This is a genomic window from Eikenella glucosivorans (genome assembly GCF_016025525.2).
Classification (GTDB): Bacteria; Pseudomonadota; Gammaproteobacteria; order Burkholderiales; family Neisseriaceae; genus Eikenella; species Eikenella glucosivorans.
On record NZ_JACSGR010000001.1, the window covers coordinates 320,319 to 340,915 of the forward strand.

Here is a 20,597-nt window from a genome sequence, read left to right on the forward strand (position 1 = left end):
GGAGTTTCTTATGAACAGCAAAGTGATTATCCCCGCCGCCCTGGCCATCCTCGCCCTGAGCGCCTGCTCCAGCAGCAAAGCCCCCGAAGGCGGCCAGCCGCAAACCCAACAGCAAGGCCAGCAGGCACAGCAAGGCGGCGAATCCACCGCCGCCATCGGCAATATTCAGGTAGCCCAGGCAGACGGCATCGACCGCACCGTGGAAGCCCGCTACACCTGCCAAGCCGCCGGCGGCCAGCAGCAACAGGTTAATGCCATGTACGGCATCAAAGACAACACCCTCGTGGTGGCCCAGCTGAAAATCAACAACCAGGTTTCCCCCGGCCTGTGGCGCGTGCTGAACGACAGCAACGGCCAGCAGCAAAACAGCTACTACGGCAACGGCGTGATTTGGGTAACCGAAAAAGCCACCCCCGCCAACGTTACCCGCGTGAATGCCGTGGCGCTGCTGCAGGCGCAGTCGGTGGATAACGCCGGCAATCCGGTGAACCCGACTCCGGTTCTGCAAAACTGCACCGCCAGCCGCCAAGCCGCCGCCCCCGCCCGCGGCAGCCGCAACGCCCGCCCGCAGCAGCAACGCCGCCGCTAATCGCGTGTGCCATCATCAAAACCGCCCGAAATATCGGGCGGTTTTTGTTGGGCGGCGCCGGCAATAAGAAAGGCTACCTGAAAACGGTTTGGGGTTTTCAGGTAGCCTGTGGCGTTTCGGTTTAAACCAAGCCGCCTGCGCATTTGTGGAGGCAGGTGGCTTGATTGGCGGCTGAGGAAAGCTTAGAGCACGGCCAGCGCGGCGTCGTAGTTCGGCTCTTGGCCGATTTCGGGCACCAGCTCGGCGTGCAGCACTTGATTGTTTTCGTCGAGCACCAGCACGGCGCGGGCGGTGAGGCCGCGCAGCGGGGTGTCGGCCAGGGTGACGCCGTAGTCGGCGCCGAAGCTGCTGCGGAAGGTGGAAAGGGTAACCACGTTATCCAAGCCTTCGGCGCCGCAGAAGCGGGCTTGGGCGAAGGGCAGGTCGGCGGACACGCACAGCACCACGGCGTTTTGCAGTGCGGCGGCGCGCTGGTTGAAGGTGCGCACGGATTGGGCGCACACGCCGGTATCCACGCTGGGGAAAATGTTGAGCACTTTGCGTTTGCCGGCAAAATCGGCCAGGGTTTGGTCGGACAAATCGGCGGCGGTGAGGGTGAAGGCGGGGGCGGTTTGGCCGGCGGCGGGCAGGCTGCCCACGGTGTGGGCGGGGGTGCCGCGGAAGGTGATGTTTGCCATGTTGCTATCCTTTCTTGATGTGGATGGAGAGGGGGTGTTGCGCGGCGAAGGATAGTGCTTTTTTGGCAGCTTGCCAAGCTGGGGCTACCTGAAAAATGGCTGCTGCCTAAATACGGCTTAACTGTGCATAAAACTTAAATTGAGTTTCATGTGGCCGGATAAATTTCAGGCAGCCTGCCGTTCAGCCCAGCCAATCGAGCAGGGCAATGCGGGCGCGCAGGCCCCAGTAGCTGGCGATGCCGGTGGTGCTGTGGCGCACGCGGCCGTTTTTCACCAGCACGATGGTGGGTGTTACCCGCACCTGCCATGGCCGCGCCCATTGGCCGTGCGGGTCGTTTACCGTGTCGAACTGCCAGCCCTGCGTTTTCAGGTAGCCGCGCACGTCGGCATCGCTGCCCGACTGCAAAGCCACGCCCACCACGGGCACGCCGTGGCGCGACAGTTTGTCCACCGCCGGCGAGGTGTGGCGGCACACGCCGCACCAGGAGCCCCAGAAATACAGCACGGCGGTTTGCGAGCCGCCGGCTTCGGCCAGCGTGGTGTGCCGGCCTTGCAGGGTGTGTAGCGGCAGCTCGCCGGCCTGCGGCGGCACGGCGGGGGCACGGTACCAGTCCATCAGCAGGCTGATGATGAGAAAGGCGGCAAACGTGCCGAGGGCTTGGCGCAGGAAGTGGAAAAGGCGTGAACGGGTGAGGGGCATGGGTTTGGTTTGTGATGAGGGTGGGTGGTTTTCAGGTAGCCTTTTGAGGAGGAGAGGAGGCTACCTGAAAAATGTTGGTTTTCGATAATACGAGGCAGGTAGCTTCATGGCAATATGGTCTGCTTCCTGTCTTGTTTGCAAACCCTGTCGGCTTGTGATTACGGTTGAAATATTTTTTCTCGATGCCACTCAAAGTATTTCTCGCTATCCGGATGGATTTCTAATTTTTCTTCGAGTGTGATACCGAGCCGTAACAGGTTTTCCTTTGAAAGTCTTTCACTGGGTTTGATGCTGCCGTCTTTTTCAAAAGTAATCAGTCCGCTGTCGAACAAGGCGTCAATATGCGGGGCGAGCATCAAGCCGTTGTGTGGGTCGAGCCGTTCGTCATCACTGCAGTCGCGCCAAGGTTTGATATGGCTGGCAATCAGCAATTCGGGCATATCTACGCTGCTGATGGGGCATCGCGGATACAGTTCCAATACGCTATCTCTAAATTTGTCTTGGCCTCTGCGGGCGTTAATCAGGCGCTGGATTTGGGTTTTGGCTTCTTCGGTTGTCGCTTCTTCTAGGCGTTGGTCAAGTTCATCTAAATCACTTTCTAAAGATTGCTGAGAGATCGTTTGAAAAGAAATACTTCCTAAATTAGGATTGCATTTTTGACATGGATGAATTGCTTCTTCTTGAGGCTTATAATATTTCCTTGAATAATTTTCTAACTCAAAAATATTATTTGAACAAACTTTAAAATAATCTTTAGATACTTCACCAGTCCATGAACATGATGCTTTATGAAGCTTAGGATATTTTTTAGAGCTTTGCGATACATCCACATTCAATACAAAGCCATTTTGATTTTGCTCTAACCACTCACGATATTTTCTATTTTGTTCACTGAGAATTTTTTGGATTTCTTCATCAGTTTGCGTTCTGTCAAACTCGATCTTGAATATTTCATATCCACTCATGATAATTCCTTTATAAATAAAACAATTGGCTCCTGGTTGCCACGCTATACAGGCTACCTGAAAGATCAACATAACGGCACTTTATCTGCCGCCATTTGTTCCAATCGGCATCATAAATCTTTTGCCTGCTACATGAAAAGTTTTTCAAGCAGGTGTGGGTTAAGAAAAAGGCCGTCTGAAAAATTTTCAGACGGCCTTTTTCTTTATCGTTCTCTATTCTTTCATCACCCTTTCTTTCAAAGTTTTCAATACGTTCTTCACCGTATTGATCCTGACTTCGATGTTTTCCATCTCCGCCGTAAACCGCAGCCTGTCCGCCCCGGCCAGCCGGTATTTTTTATCGCTTTGAATCAGCATAATAATCTCCGTCGGGTCGATGCGGTGGTGTTTGCCGAAGGTAACGGTTACGGCTTCGCTCGTTGCGTCTATCGCGTCTATGCCCAATTCTTTGGCGGCGAGCCGCAGGTGGTGGCTTTCGATCAGGGTTTTGACAGGTTGTTCGGGCAGGCCGAAGCGGTCGACGAGTTCTTCGTGTATGGTGTTGATTTGCTGCACGGTTTCGCAGACGGCGAGGCGTTTGTAGAGGACGAGCCGTTCGTGGATGTCGGGGCAGTAGTCTTCGGGCAAGAGCGCGGGGCTGTGGAGTTTGATTTCGGTGGTGATGCCCAAGGGGGCGTCCAAATCGGGCTGGCGGCCTTTTTTGAGGTCGCGCACGGCCTGTTTGAGCATTTCGGTGTAGAGCGTGAAGCCGACCTGTATCATTTCGCCGGATTGACCTTCGCCGAGGATTTCGCCCGCGCCGCGTATTTCCAAATCCTGCATGGCGAGCGTGAAGCCTGCGCCCAGTTCGTCTGCGGCGGCGATGGCGTCGAGGCGTTTTTCGGCGTCTTTGGTGATGTATTCGGGCGTGAGCAGGTAGGCGTAGGCTTGGTGGTGGCTGCGGCCGACGCGCCCGCGAAGCTGGTGGAGCTGTGCCAGTCCGAATTTGTCGGCGCGGTGGATGATGATGGTGTTGGCGTTGGGGATGTCGATGCCGGTTTCGATGATGGTGGAGCAGAGCAACACGTTGAATTTTTGCTGCAAAAAGTCGCGCATCACTTGTTCCAGCTCGCGTTCGCGCAACTGGCCGTGCGCCACGCCGATGCGGGCTTCGGGCAGCAGGGTTTCCAGCCGTTCGCGCATGTTTTCAATCGTATCCACTTCATTGTGCAGGAAAAACACTTGCCCGCCGCGTTTGAGTTCGCGCAATACGGCTTCGCGTACGCTGCCTTCGCTGAAGGGTTTGACGAAGGTTTTGACGGCGAGGCGGCGGCTCGGCGCGGTGGTAATCAGCGAGAAGTCGCGCAGGCCTTCGAGTGCCATGCTGAGCGTGCGCGGAATCGGGGTGGCGGTCATGGTGAGGACATCCACGTTGGCGCGCAGGCGTTTGAGCTGCTCTTTTTGGCGCACGCCGAAGCGGTGTTCTTCGTCGATGATGACCAAGCCTAAGTTTTTGAATTTTATATCGTCCTGCACCAGTTTGTGTGTACCGATGACGATATCGACCGTTCCGTCCGCCATGCCGTCCAGCGCGGCTTTGGTGGCTTTGCTGTTGTTGAAGCGTGAGAGGCTGGCGACTTTGACGGGAAAATCGGCGAAGCGGTCGGCGAAGTTTTGCGCGTGCTGCTCGACCAGAAGCGTGGTCGGGGCAAGAACGGCGACCTGTTTGCCGCCCATCACCGCCACAAACGCGGCGCGAAGGGCGACTTCGGTTTTGCCGAAGCCGACATCGCCGCACACCAGCCGGTCCATAGGCTTGGCCTGCGTCAAGTCTTTAATCACGGCGGCGATGGCGGCGGCCTGGTCTTCGGTTTCTTCGTAGCCGAAGCCGTCGGCAAACGCTTGATAATCCAACTCGTTGATTTCAAACTTGTGTCCGGATTGGGCGGCACGTTGGGCGTAGAGGTTGAGCAGTTCGGCGGCGGTGTCGCGCGCTTTTTCGGCGGCTTTGCGCTTGGCTTTGTTCCACGCGGCGCTGCCGAGCTTGTGCAGTTGCACGTTTTCATGCGCCTGACCGGAGTAGCGGCTGATTAAATGCAGTTGCGAAACAGGCACATAAAGCTGCGCTTCGCCGGCGTATTCGAGCAGCATCATTTCGTTGGTGTCGCCGCCCAAGTCCATCGTGACCAAGCCCTTGTAGCGGCCGATGCCGTGTTCTTCGTGCACGACGGGGTCGCCGATATTGATTTCGGCCAAGTCGCGCAACAGGCCGTCGGATACGGCGGCGTGTTTTTTGCGGCGGTTGTGCACGCGGGCGCGGGCGACGTATTGGTAGAGCTCGGATTCGGTGATGACGGCGAGGTTTTCAGGTAGCCCTTGGTCTGCGTTGGGGCTACCTGAAAAAGTATCCGCGCCGATTTCAGGCAGCCTTTCAAGGTGCAGGCTGCTTTTTGTATTCAGGCTACCTAAAAATTCGGACGGCGTAGGTCGGGCATTCATGCCCGACTGAATGGCGGTATTGTCTGCGTCGGGCATCAATGCCCGACCTACCTCGTTGTGGCTACCTGAAAATTTATCCGCAGCATTTTCAGGCTGCCTTTGGTTTTTCAGGTAGCCCGAGCCGTCTTGCAGGGTGGGACGCAGTTCGCGCACGCGGTCGCCCGTATCGTTTGAATCCGCGTGCGTGGCTTGTGCCACACACGCTACGGGGTGCAGGCTGCTTTCGGTATTCAGGCTGCCTGAAATTTCGGGTGTAGGTCGGGCATTGATGCCCGACTGAATGGCGGCTGTGTCTGCGTCGGGCATGAATGCCCGACCTACCTCGTTGGGGCTACCTGAAAATTTATCCGCAGCATTTTCAGGCAGCCTTTCGGAAACAGCGTAGCTTGGGTTGCCAAACCCAACGTGTTGCGCGGCTTCGGCTGGTGTTGGGTTTCCAACCCAACCTACGGCGTTGGGGCTACCTGAAAAATCCCCGCCCAGCTTGAACCCCTCCGCCAGCAGCGTTACCGCGATACACAGCGGCGCGGCATCGTCCAGAAACGCCTGCCAGCCCGCCACGGGCTTGGGTTTCAGGCCGTGCTGGGCGAAGAAGCCGAGCATGGTTTCGCGCCGCCCCGCGCTTTCGGCGCACAGCAGAATCCGCCCGTCAAAGGCCGTCTGAAAACCTTGCAGCGCGGCCAGCGGCTGTTCCGACTGGCGGTTCACGGCCACGTTGGGCAGCGCGTAGGGCGAGGCGGCGGCGAGGTCCGGCCAAACCTGCGGATAGGCTTTCAGGCTGCCTGAAAAGCGGTCGGCGGGCAGATAGAGGAACTGCGGCGGCAGCGGCGGATAGGCCGCGTCGCCCTGCGCCAGCTTGTAGCGCGATTTCACTTCCGCATCAAAACGCGCGGCCTCGGCGTGCACGTCGCCCACGCACACCGCCAGCGCGTCGCCGCCCACATAGTCGAACAGCGTGGCCGTCCCGTCTTCAAAAAACAGCGGCAGGTAATATTCCACGCCCGCGCCGAACTGCCCGCGCCCCACCGCCTGATACACGGCGGCCTCGTTCGGGTTGCTTGGGATTTCCTCGCGGAAGCGGTTGCGGAAGATTTTCTGCGCGTCCGCATCGGTGGGGAACTCGTGCGCGGGCAGCAGGCGGATTTCCGACACGGGCGCGAGCGTGCGCTGGGTGTCCGTGTCGAAGGTTTTGATGCTGTCGATTTCATCGTCAAACAAATCAAGGCGGTAGGGCAAATCCGCGCCCATGGGGAACAAATCCACAATCCCGCCGCGCACGGCAAACTCGCCCGCCGCCACCACGTTGGACACGGCCGCATAGCCCGCTTCCACCAGATTGGCGCGCAGTTTGTCCAAATCCAGCGTCTGCCCCGTTTTCAGCCAAAACGTGCGCCCCAGCAGGAACGACGGCGGCGCAAGACGCTGCATGGCCGTGGCCACGGGCGCAAACAGCACGTCCGCCGCGCCGTTTTTGAGCTGCCACAGCACCGACAGCCGCTCCGACACCAAATCCTGATGCGGCGAGAAGCGTTCGTAAGGCAGCGTTTCCCAGTCCGGCAGGAACAGCGCGGTGTCCTGCGGGCGGAAAAACTGCCACGCGGTTTGCAGGCGCAGCGCGGTTTCCGCGTCGGGGGTGAGGATGAGTTTGAGGGGGCTTTCGGGCAGATGGTGCGCCAACAGCATGGGCAGCGCGCCGGCGGAAAGATGGGGCCAGCGGGTTTTCTGGCCGGATTGGGGCAGGGGGAAGTTCATATCGTTCATATAATGGCCTGCGGCAGCCGGAACGTGTTCGGGCTGCCTGATTGGGAATCGGTTGTCGGGGCGGGATTTTAGCAGATAAGGGGCGGCGTGTTGCCGTAGAACAAAAAAGCCCTGCGTTGATGCAGGGCTTAACGGCGTTCGATTACTGGTTTCACACAAACGATACGGGTGGGCGGCGTTTGTGTGATGTGGAAACTGGCACGCCGTATTTTCCGTACTACGAACTCAGCGAATGCGGATTTCACTACCCAAAATATTTCACGCCAAGAAGGCTAATCATTGCTTCTGGCAACAATCTTATAAATCTGTGAGGGATGAATCCGCTCGCCCAGATTCTCGGTAGCTTTCTTTGCTATCTTCGTCACCCCCATTTCATCATTATTTTTGTGCAGCATCACGATATGCCGATTCCTTAAATAACGGCGATAGGATTTAAAGGCGCGGATTTTTACCATAATCCCGCCCCAGTCCGTCCGTAAATGCTCGTCGTTGTCCAAAATTTCCCACATCTTTAAAAAATTATCCACGCCGATGGCGGCGGCCACTTTTAGCAGGGTCGGATTCAGCCCGATTTGGTGCAGGTCTTTTAGCCGCGGGTCAATTTTTTCGGCAGCATAATCCGATTTTTCAAGTTCACAAAACCTGTAGGTATCTAGGTACCCACCCCCCTGGGCGGGAGGCTGCAAGGTGTCTTGCCGAGCCCCCACCCCTGGTGACCGTGCAGTTCCGTGGCTATGACTTCGCTTTTCTGTCGGTTTCATCTTCGTTTTGTCCTTGTGTTGCCGTGGCTGAACTTCGCTCTTTGGTGTTATGCGAAGTGTTGAGTTGTAGGAATCAGTTTGTTTTAGCCCGTTCTTAGGGTCAGTTTGTGGAACTGCTGGAAGCACCGTCTATCATAGATTGGTGGCAAGAAAGTGGTTCCGCCACTATGAGTTGTAGGAATCAAAAGAGACCTAAAAGGGGTATCTATAGACGTGGTAATTTCCCGAGCAGTTCTGTAACTGGCGTTTTAATTTTTGCCAGAGGATTACCGCGGTCAACATCACCGGTCAGCTTCCGGGTGGCGAGGTGGGTGTAAATCTGGGTGCTGCGCGGGTCGCTGTGCCCGAGCAGTTGCTGGCGTACGCCATCCTGCACGTCGCTCTCGGCCAGCTCGGTGCCGTACAGGTGGCGCAGGGCGTGTGGGTGCAACTGGTTGGCGGGTATGCCGGCACGCAGGCCGAGGCGGCGAATCATGGCATGCAGGCCGCGGGTGGTGAAGCGGCGGCGCTCTCCGTGGTATTGGTGCTCGGGGCAATGGCGGTTGTTGGTGGTCACGAACAGCACCCGGTCGCCGTCCGGCAGGCTGCGGTCGATACTTTTTAGCTCGTCATGCTCCAGATAAATACGCAGCAGCAGATCGGCTTCGCGCGGCACTGGCAGCAGGCGCTCTTTGCTGCCCTTTTCCAGTGTGCGCAGGCACAGGCGCGGCTCGCGGTCGATGATTTGGGTCTGCAGGTTGCTCTCGTTCAATCCAACCACCCCGGCCACGCGCAAGCCGCAGCCGAGCAGCACGGAGATGATGGCCGCATCCCGCACGCCGGTGAAGGTCTCTAAATCCGGCGCCCAGATCAGCTTTTCGGCATTATCGAGCGTGAGGAAAGTAGGCAGCTTGCGCCCGGTTTCCGGGTAGTCGAGATTTTCCGCGGGGTTGGCGGGGATGCGGTGCACCACACTGTGCAGCCAGCGGTAAAACTCACGCAGGCAGGCAATGTATGGCCGGCGGCTGATGGGCCTGAGCTTGCTGCGGTGCAGATACGGGCCGGTGAACACCAACAAGTCGTCGGCGCTGACGCTTTCAGGCGGCTTGCCGTCGAGCCAAGTGTCGAAACGCTGCAGAATGTCGCGGTAGGCGGCAATGGTGCGGTCGGCTTTACCTTGGTTTTCGGCTTTGAATAATAAGAAGGCTTCGTAGACGGTTTGCATACTGTTTCGGGGAACCACTAACAAAAATGGCCGTGATTCCGTGGATGAAGGAAAGATTACAGATAATATTATATTTAATCAGCAGCTTACAATCCACGGAAATCCACAAAAAACCCGTGGATGCACCAACAATTCCGTGGACTATTTTTTAAGCAACCCTATTTCCCGTGGATACGCCATTCCCTATTTTCTCCGCTCTTTATCTCTTTATCTTTTTGAAAAAATTAAAATAAATAATAATAAACGGGCAAAACGGCGCAAAACCCATCCACAGACAAAATGTCGAAACTGTGGAATATAGAAGCGAAACTGTGGATTAAAAAGCGAAACTGTGGAAGCTGATTTGCAATAAATCAATCAGTTAAGCGAAAACAAGGCGAAAATCCACAAGTTTTTTTTGAAACTGCGCCAATCTTTTGGCGAAAACGGCCTTTTTAGCCTGTTTTTTATGCAACAGGCCGCCAAAGCCGAAAAAACCGAATGTAAAGAATGGCAGGAAAAGCGAAGTCATACCCTAAAAAAGAAGCGCCCGGGCTTCGGGCGCATTTGGAAGGAAGTTACCAATTACAGATGGCCAGTTCGCGGCTGGCCTTCCCCGTTTCTTCCCGGCTGATTGAATAAGCCAGCTCCAGCTCTATAGTACGGAAACCGGCAAACAGCGCTCGGATGTCGGGATGGTCGTTAATCGACAGCAGCAGGCGGCCCTGCATGGTGCGCATACGCGCAGCCAGCGCCTCATAGTCTTGCCAAGAGAACGAAGATTCGTAATCAGCCGCCTGCCAATACGGCGGATCGGCATAAAAGAAGGTGTGCGGCCGGTCATATCGGGCCAAACAGTCCTGCCACCGCTCATGCTCGATATACACCCCGCCCAGCCGTTTCTGAGCCGCCTGAATCTTATGGCGCACATTGGCCGCATTAAACGCGCGGCCGGTGGTGGCCGTGCCGAAATGCTGCTTGTGGGTTCTGCCGCCGAAGGCCGTGTGCTGCAGGAAGAAAAAGCGCGCCGCCCGTTGAATATCCGTCAGGCAACCTGCCGGCGTAGCCTGATAAAGCGCAAAAGTATCCCGCGCCGTGAGCACACAGTCGAATTGGCGAACGAACTCGTCGAAATGATGCTGCACCACCCGGTACAGGTTCACCAGCTCGCCGTTGATGTCGTTCAACACCTCCGTGCGCGCCGGCTCCGGGCGCAGAAAGAACAAGGCTGCCCCGCCGGCGAAAAGCTCGACGTAGCAGCTATGTTCTGGAAATAAAGGCAGCAGCTGTTTGGCCAGCCGCCGTTTGCCGCCCATCCAAGGAATCAGGGGCAGCGGTTTATACGATAAAACGCCCATAAAGCGTCCTTTCATAAAGAATGACGCTCACGGGCGTTCTGGTTAATTGAATGCAGCGAGGAAACCGCAGCGGGCGCATTTGATTTGCAGCACCGCCTTGCCCTGGCCGCAGCGGGCCAATAATTTACCACAGCGCGGGCAGCGGAGTTCGCGCACAAGTCTATACTGCATTGGCGTGATTCCTTCTATTGGGTTAGAATCAGGCCGCCTGATCGGGTGGCGGCCACGGGCTGATGCAGGCTCGCTCTGCTGAGGCTGGCGGAAGGCGTGTTCGCGCACACTAACCGCCGCCGTCTTATTCGTGATGGCTCTTTAAGCGAATATTCTCCTTTCATGCGTTTATTTTCTGCAACATTGCAATTTCGCGTCCGCTATCCAGCGGGCGCGTTTTGCTTGTCCGGCTGCCGGCAGCGCCTGATAGCGCGAACAGGCCGGATGGCGCTGCGGCAGGTAGTTCCACGGCTCGCCCAGGGCACAGGGCGCCATATCATGGCGTAGCATCGGCGTCGGGCGGTTCACTTTATCCGAGCCTTTTTCATAAGTGCACCAATGCAGGCAGGATAGGCAGCTGCTCATTCCCCCAACCCCTTTACCTGCGGCGCAGTCGGCAGCGGCATCCAATATTTGGGATCGCAGTCTAGTTTTTCGACTTTCATTTCTTCGTAGTCGATGCTCTCGAAAAAGAAATTTTCCCCGTCAAACTGCCCGACTTTCACCCTGTCTCCGTACAAGGCAATTAAATAAGTACCCGGCTTTTCAGGCAGCCTGTATTTCACGCCGATCCAGTGGCAATCGCCCAATCCATCGGCCACACCGGACAAATAAGCATAGTTGCATTCATGTGCTGTCCGTTCCGCTTGCGTACTCCACGCCTTCCACGCGGTCTCCATCACGTCATCCAGGGCATCCGGCTCATATTTGACCAGCGCATTGAACCATATTTCAAAAACTTGGCGCGCCAAGCTGGGTATTTCCTGTTTTGCTACATCTCTTTGAGGTTTATTTCCCATTTTCAGGTAGCATCCTTCATGAAAGTAAACCAATGCGTCTGTGTTTGGTTTCGTTTGTGTTTCATAGTGGTATGCCCGAACAGCGGCTGTTGGTCGGTCAAAGCCAATATCTCTTTCACGGGGATTTGGTTTTCGTTCCATTTGAAAATCAGCACGCCACCGTCTGCCAACACGCGGAAACATTCGGCGAAGGCGCGGCGCAGGTCTTCGCGCCAGTCCGATCCGAGCGTGCCGTATTTTTTGGCCAACCATGATTTCCGCCCGGCATGGACAAGGTGCGGTGGGTCGAGCACCACTAACTTAAACTGACCGTCCGGGAACGGCAGCGCGGTAAAGTCGAGCTGCACGTCCGGGCGGATTTCCAAATGGCGGAGATACTGGCGGAGATGGGTTTCGGTGCGGGCATCACCGAATAGGCAGCGTTGGTCTTGCTTGTTAAACCACATCATGCGGCTGCCGCAGCAGGGGTCTAGGATGGAGGGCATTTCAGGTAGCCTCTGATTTCGCGGCGGCCTGCTCCTGCATGGCGGCATCGATATGTGCCCGCAGGCAGGGCTTTAATTGGATAGCGTTGCCCAGCGTGATGTCGATATCATCTTGTGCGGCGAGCCAGTCCAGCCGGGCGGTGTCGTCGGTATGGGCAAGTGTCAGTTGATGTACCTTGAAATCGCTCTTCTTCCCGCGCTCGTTAATCACTTCGCAATATGCGCCTTCTTCGCGGATAACGATAAATTCGTTCCCTTGCTCGTCTCTCACGCGGTCGCCGAATTTGAATTGATTCATTGGAATACTCCTTGTTAAGCAGTTTTAATAAAAGCATCGAGATTGACCAGCGCCACGCCGAACAGGCGGCGGAAGTCGGCCACGCGGGCGGCGGCCTGGCCGGCCACGCTTTTCAGTTGGTCGATGGCCTGCAGGTAGATTTGTTTGTGTCGGCGGGCGGCGGTGAGTGTCCACGGCCGCGCGAAATCCACTTCAGCCCACAGCAGGTTGTGCAGCTGGTGCAGCATGATCAGGCAGTTTTTCTTCAATTCTGCCTGGCCGGCGCCGGCCTGCTCGGCAGCAGTCTTCAACGTGCCGCCGACAAGCAGCTGTTTCAGCGCAGCGGCGGTGTAGTCCGGCAGGGCGATGATGACGGCGATACAGGCCAGCTGGCCGCAGGCGGCGGCGTGGTCGTTGCATTCCACCAGCAGGGTGGCACTGGTGTGCTCCATTTCGCGGTCGAAGCTGTTCACCAGAGCACTCAACCACGGGAAGCGGCGCGGTCCGTCTTGTGGGCTGGCTTCCAGCTCCTGCTGTGCCTTATCGGCGGCATCTTTGTATTTCGGGCGCTCCTGCAGCAGGCACATGGTGCGGATATTGTCGAGGAAGTGCTGGAAGTAGCGAACCCCGTCCACATCGTGCTCCTGTTTGAGCTGCAACAGATACAGATGCAGCTTGATGCGCGAATCGAGCAGGGCGGTTTCAGGCAGCCTTTGCGGGTTCTTCAGCAAGAGCAGGCGGTTTTGCGCGTGCGGCTGGCGCAAGGTACGGGCGGGCGCGCCCGGTTTGCGCGCGGCCTGCCGTTCGGCTTGGCGGCGTTGCAGGCGGTTCATGATGCTTCTCCTTTACAGCGGTGGAAAGAGACTACCCACACCCACGGGTTTGCATCCCAAGAATCAAAGCCGTTCAGGTAGCACCAGTAGTTGAAAAATTTGTCGATGGGGCAATTCGTCCCCGGGTAGTTATCCGTACCCTCCGCCTGCGCATCCTCCCGGCTGATGGCCTGCAGCCGTTCCACTTTGATCCTGACGACTTCCAGCAGGAGGCGGCTGTGTTTGCGCGGCATATGGATGGACGGTTTCCAGCGGGTATCTACGGGGGCGCTTTCATCGGCCCGGTAGAGCAGGCGGCCTGTTTCCGGGTGTAGCGCCCAAGCCTCGCGTACCCATAAGCGGTCGCCGACTTGGCCGTAGGGGCAAGGGATGACGGCGGCGTTTTCAACGGCGGGCGGGCGTACTCCGAAACCGCGTGCCATTTCATCGGTCAGCACGGCAGACTGTGGCTTAACGATGCGCCGGGTCTGCGTTTTGCGGCCAGCCAAAATCGCCTGTACCATCGGACCGCTAAATAAAATCGGGCGTTCTTTCATTTTGTTTCCCCTTCTAACAGCTCGACGGCTTCGAATTCGATAATGCGGCGGGTCGTATCGTCTGGCTCGGTACCGTCTTTCTTCACTTCGTAGCAGGCGGCATGATGCTGGCTGATGCCGGTGATGGTGCCGGTAATGTTGTTCCATTGCAGCAGGCTGCGTACGCGGCTGCCTACCGGATACGGCGGCTGGATGTTGTTTTCTGCCGCCCATTGCTTTTTCGCCCGTTCCAACCTGTGGTGCAGGTATGTGCTGTAGCTGTCGAGCGTTTCGACCAGATCCATATCGATATTTTCCCAACCGGCGCGGGTATCCAGCTCTTTGGCTAATTCGTAGCCATCGCTGCTGATGGTGGAATGCATAGCGATGTCGTCTGCCATGTGCTCGATGCTATGCTGATTGACCCGCTCGGGGTTGATATCCGGATGGGCCTGCAAAAATTCGAAGGCGGCCTGCAGTTTGATTTCATAATTCACGCTGGGGCGCGGTGGGTTGTATGTGATTTTCATGTTGCTTTTCCTGTGTTGGTTGCCTGAAGCCTTCAGGCGCGGTGGCGGCTAAATGCCGTCTTTCATGGCCGGTTCCCACGGGGTGGCATACAGGCCGAGTTTTTCCAGTTTGGCCAGCGAGATGCCGGTCAGGTGGGCGGTGCGTTTGCCTTGTATCGAGCGCTCCACGTCTTCCAAGCCCGGCACCACCACGCCGCTGGCCATCAGCTGGCGTTTGAAAATGCGCCCGGTTTTGATGGGCAGGTGGTTGAACTTGTCGCGCAGGTGGTTGGCGGTGCCGATGTGGTCCATCACGTGGTTGGGGCGCAGGAACAGCACCCAGCCGTGCTGGTAGTCGCGCTCCCATAAGAAGGGGTGGTCGTAGCGTTTGGCGTCCAGCTCGGAGAGCAGGATTTCCATAATCCACACCCACGGCAGGCGGGTGCCGTCGGTGTCCATCAGGTGGCTGTTCATCTCGGCGATGGTGTCTTCGATGAAGCCGCCCTGTTCTTGGGCGAAATCGGCATAGTCGGACAGCAAAGCCCAGGCAGTCAGCACCGCGGCGTAGTTTTCCTGCATACGGCGCGCGGTGGCGTCGGTGCTGTCGCCGCTGGCTCGGGCGGCACAGTAGTCCGTCCATTTGCCGTGCAGGTTGCGGATGGTTTCCGGGTCGACCGAAGCGAGGTATTGCAGCCATTGCCACACCGGGAACTGCGGCAGCTTGTGCGGGATGATTTTTCCTTGCTTGGCCACGCTCAAGGTGCTGCGGCAGGTTTTCGACTGCAGGCTCTCCACGTCCACCTCTTCGCCGGCCAGCAACACCGGGCTGCACATCAGATAGGGCGTGAGCGCGGCGCCAACGCGGGTGAATTCGAAGCGGTAGGTGGATTGCAGCAGGCCGTCGATGTCGGAGAGTGCGGATTTCGGCAGTTTGGAATATTCGTCCCAGCCCACCGGGTGCGAGGTGTAGGACACCGAAGCACGGCGGCGGTGGTCGGTTTTCAGCATCTGGCCGGAGAGCACCTGAAACGCTAGCGAAGCCTGCAGGCTTTCCAGCAGTTTGGATTTGCCCGATCCTTTCTCGGCCTGCATCTGGAAGTGGGGATAGAAGCCGAGCACCGCTTTCAGGTGGCAGCCCAGCGCCCAAACCAGCGCAATGGCGGCGGCGTTTTCTTTGAAGGTCTCTTGATAGGCTTCCACCACCATGCGGGCGTGCTGCTGCGAGCCGCGCGGGAATACCATGTTGTGGTACAGGCACTGTTTGGCCGGTTCGGTGAAAAAGGTGTCCTGCCCTTCCATTGCCGCCAGATGCCCGTCGCGCCACGCCAGCCCCACAAAATTCACCACGTCGCGCGCCGCCAAGTCGGCACTGCGTTCCATGATGGTCAGCATGCGGGTGAACTGCGCCGGCTTCCACACCGGGCCGAGCCGTTTCCACCAGTCGAGGTTGTAGAGTTTTTCACTCTGGATGACTTCGCGGGTGAGCGTGATGCGGCGCGGTTGCTGTACCGATATGCAATACACTTCTTCCGGCTGGGTGTCGGTGCTGCCGTTGATGGTGGCGAGATGGCCTTGGATGTTCAGGCGGCTGGTGGCGGCCAGGCGGAAGCCACACAAATCGCCCAGCGTCTCGCTGCGTTTTTCTTCGCCGGTGTCTTCGTCGGTGCTGGTTTTGAATTCATCCACAAACTGGGTGAAGTCGTCGCTGATGCGGTAGCGCCAATACACATTCCAGTCTTGCGCCGGCAGCATGATGCGGCGGCGGCCCTTGCCTTTTTCCACTTGATGCGCCGGCAGGCTGGGCATACCGGCAATCAACCAGCCGTCGAGCCGTTTCAGGCGCTTCAGCAGCTCCTCCGCGCCGTGCCGCTGCAGCACGTCGTTGATGTCTTCGCCTTCCTCCCAATCGATCATGTCCACCATACGCGCGGCCACATCGGCGGCGGTCAGCGCATCGTAGAGCCGGTAGGCGGCATCCATGCCGGGGCGTTTGCCGGTTTTCGGGTTCACGGCGTCGGTGTGGTCCAGCGCAATCAGCGCCCGTTTGCCACGCAGCAGCGACCAATCGATGTTGTCCACATTAGCCACGCCGCGGATGGCCATCGCCGCCACACGCGGATGATGGGTAAAGGCGGTCTCCACCGATAAGGCATTGATGGGCGATTCCACGATGTACACCGTACCGGCGGCAGCCAACCGGCGCTGGTCGCTGGTCCAGTAGTGGCCGCTTTTTTCGCCCTGGCATTGGGTTTTCACATTGCCGTTGAGCTCGGCGTCGGCATAGCGCAAATCCACTGCCACACACACGCCGTTGCGGTCGTACACCATGAAGGCGGCGGCGGGGCCGCCGTAGCCGGGCGAACCGGCGGCGACTTTGGGCGATGTCCAGGTATTCCAGCCGGCGGTGCGGCGGTTGATGGCTGCCTGAATTACGTCTTGGGCAATCCCGCGGCCGGCGAGGTAATCGAACAGGGGCTCGGGCATGGCTAGGCATTTCTGCGCAATGAAACCGGCCTTGGTCAGCTGGCGCGGGGTTTGGTTTTCCGGCGCCGGTTTAGGCAGTCCGAACCAGTTGCCGAGCAGGGTGGCGGCACTCATCGGATCGTTGGCGAAACCGCCGTAGATTAAGAGGTCGATGGTGCTGCCGCCCTCGTTGGTGGCATGGTCTTTCCAGCCTTGGCCGTATTTACCCTGCTTGTGCAGGCTCAGGCTGTGGTGTTTGTCCGGGCGGTTGGGGGAGCGGTAGTTGCCGTGGCTGCCGTCGCGCTCCAGCCCCATTTTCTCGGCCACTTGGTGGATATCGAGCATCTTCAGCTGCTCGAACCACTGGCTCATGGCGGGCGATTGGCTCATGACTGCACCACCTTATGCACATAGTCGTTGCTGATGCCCAATCGCAGCCCGTCCGGCAGACTGAACACCGTGGCGGCGTATTCCGGCAGCGGTGCGCTGAGGAAACTGCGCTCGGCAATGCCCAGCGAGAGCAGCAGCGGCGGCACAAACAGGTCGGCATCGAATCCGGCCGGGGTGTCGGTCTCCACGTCCAGCACGCTCCAAATTTCGTGCCACGGCACGGGGCAAACCAAAGGCAGGTTTTTCAGGCAGCCTGAAATCATAATTTCCGGCACCGCCACCACCATGCCCGGGATGGCGGCCACCACATGGTCAAAGCAGCGGTGCGGTGTGGCAAAACGGGCGAGAATGGGAAGGGGATACATGCTTATTCTTTCGGCAGGAGGTGGATATCGAAGCCGGGGCCGTCGCCCTCTTCGGTGTAGATGCGCGGGCAGAGGCCATCGTCCCGGCGCACCCTGCCCACCTGCAGCTTGTATTGTTCGCACAGCGTGTCGATGCCGATGGCCTGCAACAGTTCATCGTCTGTCCATTCACGGTCATGTGGCTGCACCAGCAGGACCGGCGAATCACGGAATTCGACCGCGAGCTGGCATAGTAAGCCGCGCTCCACAAACGCCTTCCTGAACACATCCATCAGCCCAACCAGCCCCAGCGCGGTGGATACCCGACGGTTGAAGCGCTCCTGCTGGTATTGGGCACACTCCAGAATCTGCCGCGTTAGGTCGCCAAAGTAGGGATGGATGGCGGCGCGGTTCATTTTTTGCCCTCCTGCAAATCCTGCTCGCGCATCCGCTCCGCCCAGGCATCCACCTGCCACAGCGCCGCTTCGTAGCTTTCGGCGTAGAACCATTGGGTGTAATAACAGCCCCACGAATAGATCACGCCGCCACCTGCCACACTCCTGCACACCGGCGTTGCAGCCTGTACCAACCAGCCCATTAGGCCGTTTTCGTACAGCAGGCTGAACACTTCTTCATGGTCTGGATAAGCACCGTCTTCAATGGCATCGAGCATACCGAGGAAATCGGCCCGCCCGGCCTGTTCTGCCAACATCTGCCGTACCCGATCTTCAGAGAGCTCATCATCGATAAATTGGGCGAAGTCGCCGCAGATGTGTTCGGCCTGTGCCGCGATGTGAATAACGCGTTCTATGCCGTAGCTTTTCTCTTCACTCATCGTGCGGGATAAATCCTGATTGAAAGTAGTGATACCCAGCGCCTCTTCATCCAGCTCCGGCAAATCAGGCATGGCCTTCAGCTCGTCCAAATACCGCTGCGCCTCGGCCACTGCTTCGGGATAAGTTTTGAATTCGCCGTCCAGCCGTAATCCGCGCAGCAGCGGCACGAAAAATGAATGCTCGAAATTGCTGCCGCGAGCCATCTCTAAGGCTTCCGGCTCGCCTTTGCGCAGCCACGCCTGCTTTTCCGGTAGGGAGGCGGATTGAAAGAAACGTTTTTGGGCTTGGTTGAAATACATGGTTTAGTTCTCCGTGTGAGGGGGTGTTGAATTTTCAGGTAGCCTGAATGGCGGCTGCTTATTCGGTGGGTTCATAAACCACGCCGCGCATTACCTCATAGTCATTCATCTCTTCGTAATGCTTGGCCAGCTCGGCGGCTTCGGCCTCGGCTCGCAGTTCGGCGGCCTGCAGCAGTTGCCGGGTTGGGTAGTCGGCGGGCGGATTTTGCGGTTGCAGATAATGGTCTTGCGCGTCCAAGCTGGGAGCGGCCAGCAGGGCGACGGCTAAAAATAAGATGGTTTTCATGCTGCGGTTCTCCGTTGGTATTCGCGGCGCAGTTGCGCCAGCGTGATGCGGGGCTGCCGGCCTTGGTCGGCGGCGTTCATGGCCTCGGCCACTTCTTCGCGGCTGGCCTCGGTGTAGATTGAGGTGCTGTTGATGTTGCGGTGGCCCAGCGCCGACTTCACCACGCGCAGCGGTTCGCGGGCGCTGCTGTGCCGCAGCAGGTTCATGGCGGCGGTGTGGCGGAAATAGTGCGGAGTGATGTCGAGGTGCGCGAGCCCGGCCTCTTTCGCCCAGGCTTTCACCCGCTGCTGCAGGTTGCGCGCGCTCATCGGGGTTTGGTCGTTGCGCCCCGCCACCAGATAGTGTTCGGCATCGGTGCTTTCGCGGATGGCGAGCAGGCTGCTCAGGTCTCGGCGCAGGGTTTTGGTGAGGTACACACTGTGGTCACGTTTGCCGCCTTTGCGGTTGGCGGCGGGAATGTAGAGGTAGTTGGTATCCAGCGCGGCATACACGTCGCCCACGGTAACCAGCAGGAATTCGCCGATGCGCAGCCCGCTGGTAATCAGCGCGGAAACAATGTGGAAATCGCGCTGCGCCTTTTCTTCACGGTATTGCCCGATGGTGGCCAGCAGCTTGCCTTGTTCGGCTTCGGTCAGATAATGGTTCATGCTTGTTCTCCTGCCGGCAGGGTCAGCATCAGGGGCTGGCTGCCGCTTAAACTGAAAATAATCTCTGGTTGTCCGTCTTTGATAATTTCCAAGCGGCACAGGATGCCGCCTGTTTCAAATTGATTGGTCTTCCGTGCGGGGAACCGGTCTTTGCCGATTTCTATGTATAGCTGCCCGTTTTCACGCGGCAGGCTGAGGGTGGTGATGTGGTTCGCTCCGGCCAAAATCATTTGAAGGCCCGGCTGAATGGCGATTTCTTTCATGGCATTCCTTTGATTCTTCGTTACGGGGAGCCGGCACCGCGGCGAGAAACTCCTCGCCGAATAAGTCGGCCAGCAGCTCGGCGGAAACGGAAAGCTGCCCGCCTTGAGCGTTATCGCAAACAAGCCGAATGCCATGCTTCTGCAGGAAGTCAGGTGCTTCTTCTTTCATCCACAATCACCACCATGTTTTTAAATCGCCGCCGCAGTGCCACGATGGCGGCCACCCATTGCCTGCATTCCAAATCGTAGGCGCTGTATTCCTCTTCGCTTACCTGACCGTCTGCCAGCGCCTCGGCCATTACCGTATGCGCGCGGCCGCCTTGAACATAAACCTGATTCACCATATCCAGCAGCGCGTCGTCGCCCATCTGCTCCATTTGCGGCAGCGGGAATACCGCGTGGTCGAACAGCCCTGCCAGCCCCTGCAGCGCGGCGGTATCGCCGGTAATGCCGAGGATGGCGATGAAGTCCTGCAGGGTCAGTTTGTGGTGGCTGCAGCCCTCGTCGTTGTTGAGCTTGTTGTAGAGCGTGCCGGGAGCCAGCCCCATCTTGGCGGCCAGCTTCGGCACGCCGTAGTGGTAGGCGCTCTGTCGGATTAACTCGAAAACATCGTTTTTAAACATGTGTGAAACCTTGTGTGTTTGTCATTTGTGGCGGATGGTGTGACGGCGGATACTGCAGTTGATGGCTTACTCTGCCTGATTGCCGGGATACAAAATATCCATCGGCGAAAGCCCAAGCAGCTCAGCCAGTTTCTGTGCAATTTCCGGGGTTGCCCGCTGCCGGCCGATTTCGATGTGGCTGATATTGGTTTGAGTACACCCAACCTGTTCCGCCACATAAGCCTGTGTGAACCCTTTTGCTTTCCTTGCCTTGAGTAATTTGCTTTCCATGTTTTTGTTTAACCATTGGTGTTTGCTGTGTTCGAATAATAGTATCACTATTAAAATAAGTCAAATAGCAATACT

General features: G+C 57.7%; 25 protein-coding genes. 1 reads left to right on the plus strand and 24 read right to left on the minus strand.

The window, feature by feature from the left end; all coding sequences use genetic code 11:
- Positions 1 to 10: 10 nt before the first annotated feature.
- The gene (locus H9Q10_RS01445; protein WP_197902254.1) at positions 11 to 589 is read left to right on the plus strand and encodes a hypothetical protein; all 579 of its coding nucleotides are present in this window, start codon (positions 11 to 13) and stop codon (positions 587 to 589) included.
- A 182-nt stretch (positions 590 to 771) separates the two neighbouring features.
- On the opposite strand, the gene tpx is transcribed toward H9Q10_RS01445, so the two are convergent.
- From tpx to H9Q10_RS01565, 24 genes are all read right to left on the minus strand, one after another.
- Positions 772 to 1,266, minus strand: coding sequence for a thiol peroxidase (tpx, locus tag H9Q10_RS01450; RefSeq protein ID WP_197902255.1), 495 nt, complete (start codon positions 1,264 to 1,266; stop codon positions 772 to 774).
- Between the two features lie 181 nt (positions 1,267 to 1,447).
- Positions 1,448 to 1,966: a protein disulfide oxidoreductase gene (locus H9Q10_RS01455; protein ID WP_197902256.1), complete on the minus strand. Its 519-nt coding sequence runs from the start codon at positions 1,964 to 1,966 to the stop codon at positions 1,448 to 1,450.
- A 158-nt stretch (positions 1,967 to 2,124) separates the two neighbouring features.
- The gene (locus H9Q10_RS01460) at positions 2,125 to 2,931 is read right to left on the minus strand and encodes an HNH endonuclease (protein ID WP_197902257.1); all 807 of its coding nucleotides are present in this window, start codon (positions 2,929 to 2,931) and stop codon (positions 2,125 to 2,127) included.
- Between the two features lie 213 nt (positions 2,932 to 3,144).
- Positions 3,145 to 7,161 carry a transcription-repair coupling factor gene (gene mfd, locus H9Q10_RS01465; RefSeq protein WP_197902362.1) on the minus strand — a complete coding sequence of 1,339 codons (4,017 nt, stop codon included), beginning with the start codon at positions 7,159 to 7,161 and terminating at the stop codon, positions 3,145 to 3,147.
- A gap of 281 nt (positions 7,162 to 7,442) precedes the next feature.
- Entirely contained in the window at positions 7,443 to 7,931 is a 489-nt protein-coding gene (locus tag H9Q10_RS01470) for a hypothetical protein (protein WP_197902258.1), read from the minus strand.
- A gap of 205 nt (positions 7,932 to 8,136) precedes the next feature.
- On the minus strand, positions 8,137 to 9,135 hold the full coding sequence (locus H9Q10_RS01475; RefSeq protein WP_197902259.1) for a tyrosine-type recombinase/integrase: 999 nt from the start codon (positions 9,133 to 9,135) through the stop codon (positions 8,137 to 8,139).
- Between the two features lie 557 nt (positions 9,136 to 9,692).
- Positions 9,693 to 10,472: a DNA adenine methylase gene (locus tag H9Q10_RS01480; RefSeq protein WP_197902260.1), complete on the minus strand. Its 780-nt coding sequence runs from the start codon at positions 10,470 to 10,472 to the stop codon at positions 9,693 to 9,695.
- A 42-nt stretch (positions 10,473 to 10,514) separates the two neighbouring features.
- On the minus strand, positions 10,515 to 10,643 hold the full coding sequence (locus tag H9Q10_RS01485; RefSeq protein ID WP_197902261.1) for a Com family DNA-binding transcriptional regulator: 129 nt from the start codon (positions 10,641 to 10,643) through the stop codon (positions 10,515 to 10,517).
- Positions 10,644 to 10,811: 168 nt separating this feature from the next.
- Entirely contained in the window at positions 10,812 to 10,958 is a 147-nt protein-coding gene (locus H9Q10_RS01490; RefSeq protein WP_205229547.1) for a hypothetical protein, read from the minus strand.
- A gap of 86 nt (positions 10,959 to 11,044) precedes the next feature.
- Positions 11,045 to 11,482 carry a DUF551 domain-containing protein gene (locus tag H9Q10_RS01495; RefSeq protein WP_197902263.1) on the minus strand — a complete coding sequence of 146 codons (438 nt, stop codon included), beginning with the start codon at positions 11,480 to 11,482 and terminating at the stop codon, positions 11,045 to 11,047.
- 2 nt (positions 11,483 to 11,484) lie between these two features.
- Positions 11,485 to 11,967: a class I SAM-dependent methyltransferase gene (locus tag H9Q10_RS01500; protein WP_238480108.1), complete on the minus strand. Its 483-nt coding sequence runs from the start codon at positions 11,965 to 11,967 to the stop codon at positions 11,485 to 11,487.
- Between the two features lies 1 nt (position 11,968).
- Positions 11,969 to 12,265 (minus strand): hypothetical protein, encoded by a 297-nt coding sequence (locus tag H9Q10_RS01505; protein WP_197902264.1) that lies wholly within the window; start codon positions 12,263 to 12,265, stop codon positions 11,969 to 11,971.
- A 14-nt stretch (positions 12,266 to 12,279) separates the two neighbouring features.
- Positions 12,280 to 13,077: a hypothetical protein gene (locus tag H9Q10_RS01510; protein ID WP_197902265.1), complete on the minus strand. Its 798-nt coding sequence runs from the start codon at positions 13,075 to 13,077 to the stop codon at positions 12,280 to 12,282.
- On the minus strand, positions 13,074 to 13,613 hold the full coding sequence (locus H9Q10_RS01515; protein ID WP_197902266.1) for a hypothetical protein: 540 nt from the start codon (positions 13,611 to 13,613) through the stop codon (positions 13,074 to 13,076). Before H9Q10_RS01515 ends, H9Q10_RS01510 begins: the two co-directional genes overlap by 4 nt.
- Entirely contained in the window at positions 13,610 to 14,122 is a 513-nt protein-coding gene (locus tag H9Q10_RS01520) for a hypothetical protein (RefSeq protein ID WP_197902267.1), read from the minus strand. Before H9Q10_RS01520 ends, H9Q10_RS01515 begins: the two co-directional genes overlap by 4 nt.
- A 48-nt stretch (positions 14,123 to 14,170) precedes the next feature.
- A complete protein-coding gene (locus H9Q10_RS01525) occupies positions 14,171 to 16,954 on the minus strand; it encodes a toprim domain-containing protein (RefSeq protein WP_197902268.1) in 2,784 nt (927 codons plus the stop codon).
- The gene (locus H9Q10_RS01530; protein ID WP_064084067.1) at positions 16,951 to 17,319 is read right to left on the minus strand and encodes a hypothetical protein; all 369 of its coding nucleotides are present in this window, start codon (positions 17,317 to 17,319) and stop codon (positions 16,951 to 16,953) included. Before H9Q10_RS01530 ends, H9Q10_RS01525 begins: the two co-directional genes overlap by 4 nt.
- A gap of 2 nt (positions 17,320 to 17,321) precedes the next feature.
- Complete coding sequence (locus tag H9Q10_RS01535) at positions 17,322 to 17,714, minus strand: hypothetical protein (protein ID WP_197902269.1); 393 nt, start codon at positions 17,712 to 17,714, stop codon at positions 17,322 to 17,324.
- A complete protein-coding gene (locus tag H9Q10_RS01540) occupies positions 17,711 to 18,433 on the minus strand; it encodes a hypothetical protein (protein WP_197902270.1) in 723 nt (240 codons plus the stop codon). Before H9Q10_RS01540 ends, H9Q10_RS01535 begins: the two co-directional genes overlap by 4 nt.
- Positions 18,434 to 18,491: 58 nt before the next feature.
- Positions 18,492 to 18,719 carry a hypothetical protein gene (locus H9Q10_RS01545; protein WP_067440833.1) on the minus strand — a complete coding sequence of 76 codons (228 nt, stop codon included), beginning with the start codon at positions 18,717 to 18,719 and terminating at the stop codon, positions 18,492 to 18,494.
- Positions 18,716 to 19,366 (minus strand): tyrosine-type recombinase/integrase, encoded by a 651-nt coding sequence (locus tag H9Q10_RS01550; protein WP_197902271.1) that lies wholly within the window; start codon positions 19,364 to 19,366, stop codon positions 18,716 to 18,718. The genes H9Q10_RS01545 and H9Q10_RS01550 overlap by 4 nt, the downstream gene beginning before the upstream one ends.
- Positions 19,363 to 19,629: a hypothetical protein gene (locus tag H9Q10_RS01555; RefSeq protein WP_064087300.1), complete on the minus strand. Its 267-nt coding sequence runs from the start codon at positions 19,627 to 19,629 to the stop codon at positions 19,363 to 19,365. The genes H9Q10_RS01550 and H9Q10_RS01555 overlap by 4 nt, the downstream gene beginning before the upstream one ends.
- A gap of 149 nt (positions 19,630 to 19,778) precedes the next feature.
- A complete protein-coding gene (locus H9Q10_RS01560) occupies positions 19,779 to 20,252 on the minus strand; it encodes a phage regulatory CII family protein (RefSeq protein WP_197902272.1) in 474 nt (157 codons plus the stop codon).
- A 66-nt stretch (positions 20,253 to 20,318) separates the two neighbouring features.
- The gene (locus H9Q10_RS01565; protein WP_064087302.1) at positions 20,319 to 20,522 is read right to left on the minus strand and encodes a helix-turn-helix transcriptional regulator; all 204 of its coding nucleotides are present in this window, start codon (positions 20,520 to 20,522) and stop codon (positions 20,319 to 20,321) included.
- Positions 20,523 to 20,597 lie beyond the last annotated feature (75 nt).

Excerpts from the sequence above, each read along its gene's own strand:
- H9Q10_RS01550 (WP_197902271.1), bottom strand. The coding sequence starts at position 19,366 with ATGAACCATTATCTGACCGAAGCCGAACAAGGCAAGCTGCTGGCCACC.
- H9Q10_RS01460 (WP_197902257.1), bottom strand. The coding sequence starts at position 2,931 with ATGAGTGGATATGAAATATTCAAGATCGAGTTTGACAGAACGCAAACT.
- H9Q10_RS01525 (WP_197902268.1), bottom strand. The coding sequence starts at position 16,954 with ATGAGCCAATCGCCCGCCATGAGCCAGTGGTTCGAGCAGCTGAAGATG.
- H9Q10_RS01495 (WP_197902263.1), bottom strand. The coding sequence starts at position 11,482 with ATGGGAAATAAACCTCAAAGAGATGTAGCAAAACAGGAAATACCCAGC.
- H9Q10_RS01500 (WP_238480108.1), bottom strand. The coding sequence starts at position 11,967 with ATGCCCTCCATCCTAGACCCCTGCTGCGGCAGCCGCATGATGTGGTTT.
- H9Q10_RS01470 (WP_197902258.1), bottom strand. The coding sequence starts at position 7,931 with ATGAAACCGACAGAAAAGCGAAGTCATAGCCACGGAACTGCACGGTCA.
- H9Q10_RS01510 (WP_197902265.1), bottom strand. The coding sequence starts at position 13,077 with ATGAACCGCCTGCAACGCCGCCAAGCCGAACGGCAGGCCGCGCGCAAA.
- H9Q10_RS01480 (WP_197902260.1), bottom strand. The coding sequence starts at position 10,472 with ATGGGCGTTTTATCGTATAAACCGCTGCCCCTGATTCCTTGGATGGGC.
- H9Q10_RS01530 (WP_064084067.1), bottom strand. The coding sequence starts at position 17,319 with ATGTATCCCCTTCCCATTCTCGCCCGTTTTGCCACACCGCACCGCTGC.
- H9Q10_RS01445 (WP_197902254.1), top strand. The coding sequence starts at position 11 with ATGAACAGCAAAGTGATTATCCCCGCCGCCCTGGCCATCCTCGCCCTG.
- H9Q10_RS01555 (WP_064087300.1), bottom strand. The coding sequence starts at position 19,629 with ATGAAAGAAATCGCCATTCAGCCGGGCCTTCAAATGATTTTGGCCGGA.
- H9Q10_RS01455 (WP_197902256.1), bottom strand. The coding sequence starts at position 1,966 with ATGCCCCTCACCCGTTCACGCCTTTTCCACTTCCTGCGCCAAGCCCTC.
- tpx (WP_197902255.1), bottom strand. The coding sequence starts at position 1,266 with ATGGCAAACATCACCTTCCGCGGCACCCCCGCCCACACCGTGGGCAGC.
- H9Q10_RS01540 (WP_197902270.1), bottom strand. The coding sequence starts at position 18,433 with ATGTATTTCAACCAAGCCCAAAAACGTTTCTTTCAATCCGCCTCCCTA.
- H9Q10_RS01475 (WP_197902259.1), bottom strand. The coding sequence starts at position 9,135 with ATGCAAACCGTCTACGAAGCCTTCTTATTATTCAAAGCCGAAAACCAA.
- H9Q10_RS01565 (WP_064087302.1), bottom strand. The coding sequence starts at position 20,522 with ATGGAAAGCAAATTACTCAAGGCAAGGAAAGCAAAAGGGTTCACACAG.
- H9Q10_RS01505 (WP_197902264.1), bottom strand. The coding sequence starts at position 12,265 with ATGAATCAATTCAAATTCGGCGACCGCGTGAGAGACGAGCAAGGGAAC.
- H9Q10_RS01545 (WP_067440833.1), bottom strand. The coding sequence starts at position 18,719 with ATGAAAACCATCTTATTTTTAGCCGTCGCCCTGCTGGCCGCTCCCAGC.
- H9Q10_RS01485 (WP_197902261.1), bottom strand. The coding sequence starts at position 10,643 with ATGCAGTATAGACTTGTGCGCGAACTCCGCTGCCCGCGCTGTGGTAAA.
- H9Q10_RS01490 (WP_205229547.1), bottom strand. The coding sequence starts at position 10,958 with ATGGCGCCCTGTGCCCTGGGCGAGCCGTGGAACTACCTGCCGCAGCGC.
- H9Q10_RS01560 (WP_197902272.1), bottom strand. The coding sequence starts at position 20,252 with ATGTTTAAAAACGATGTTTTCGAGTTAATCCGACAGAGCGCCTACCAC.
- H9Q10_RS01535 (WP_197902269.1), bottom strand. The coding sequence starts at position 17,714 with ATGAACCGCGCCGCCATCCATCCCTACTTTGGCGACCTAACGCGGCAG.
- H9Q10_RS01520 (WP_197902267.1), bottom strand. The coding sequence starts at position 14,122 with ATGAAAATCACATACAACCCACCGCGCCCCAGCGTGAATTATGAAATC.
- H9Q10_RS01515 (WP_197902266.1), bottom strand. The coding sequence starts at position 13,613 with ATGAAAGAACGCCCGATTTTATTTAGCGGTCCGATGGTACAGGCGATT.
- mfd (WP_197902362.1), bottom strand. The coding sequence starts at position 7,161 with ATGAACTTCCCCCTGCCCCAATCCGGCCAGAAAACCCGCTGGCCCCAT.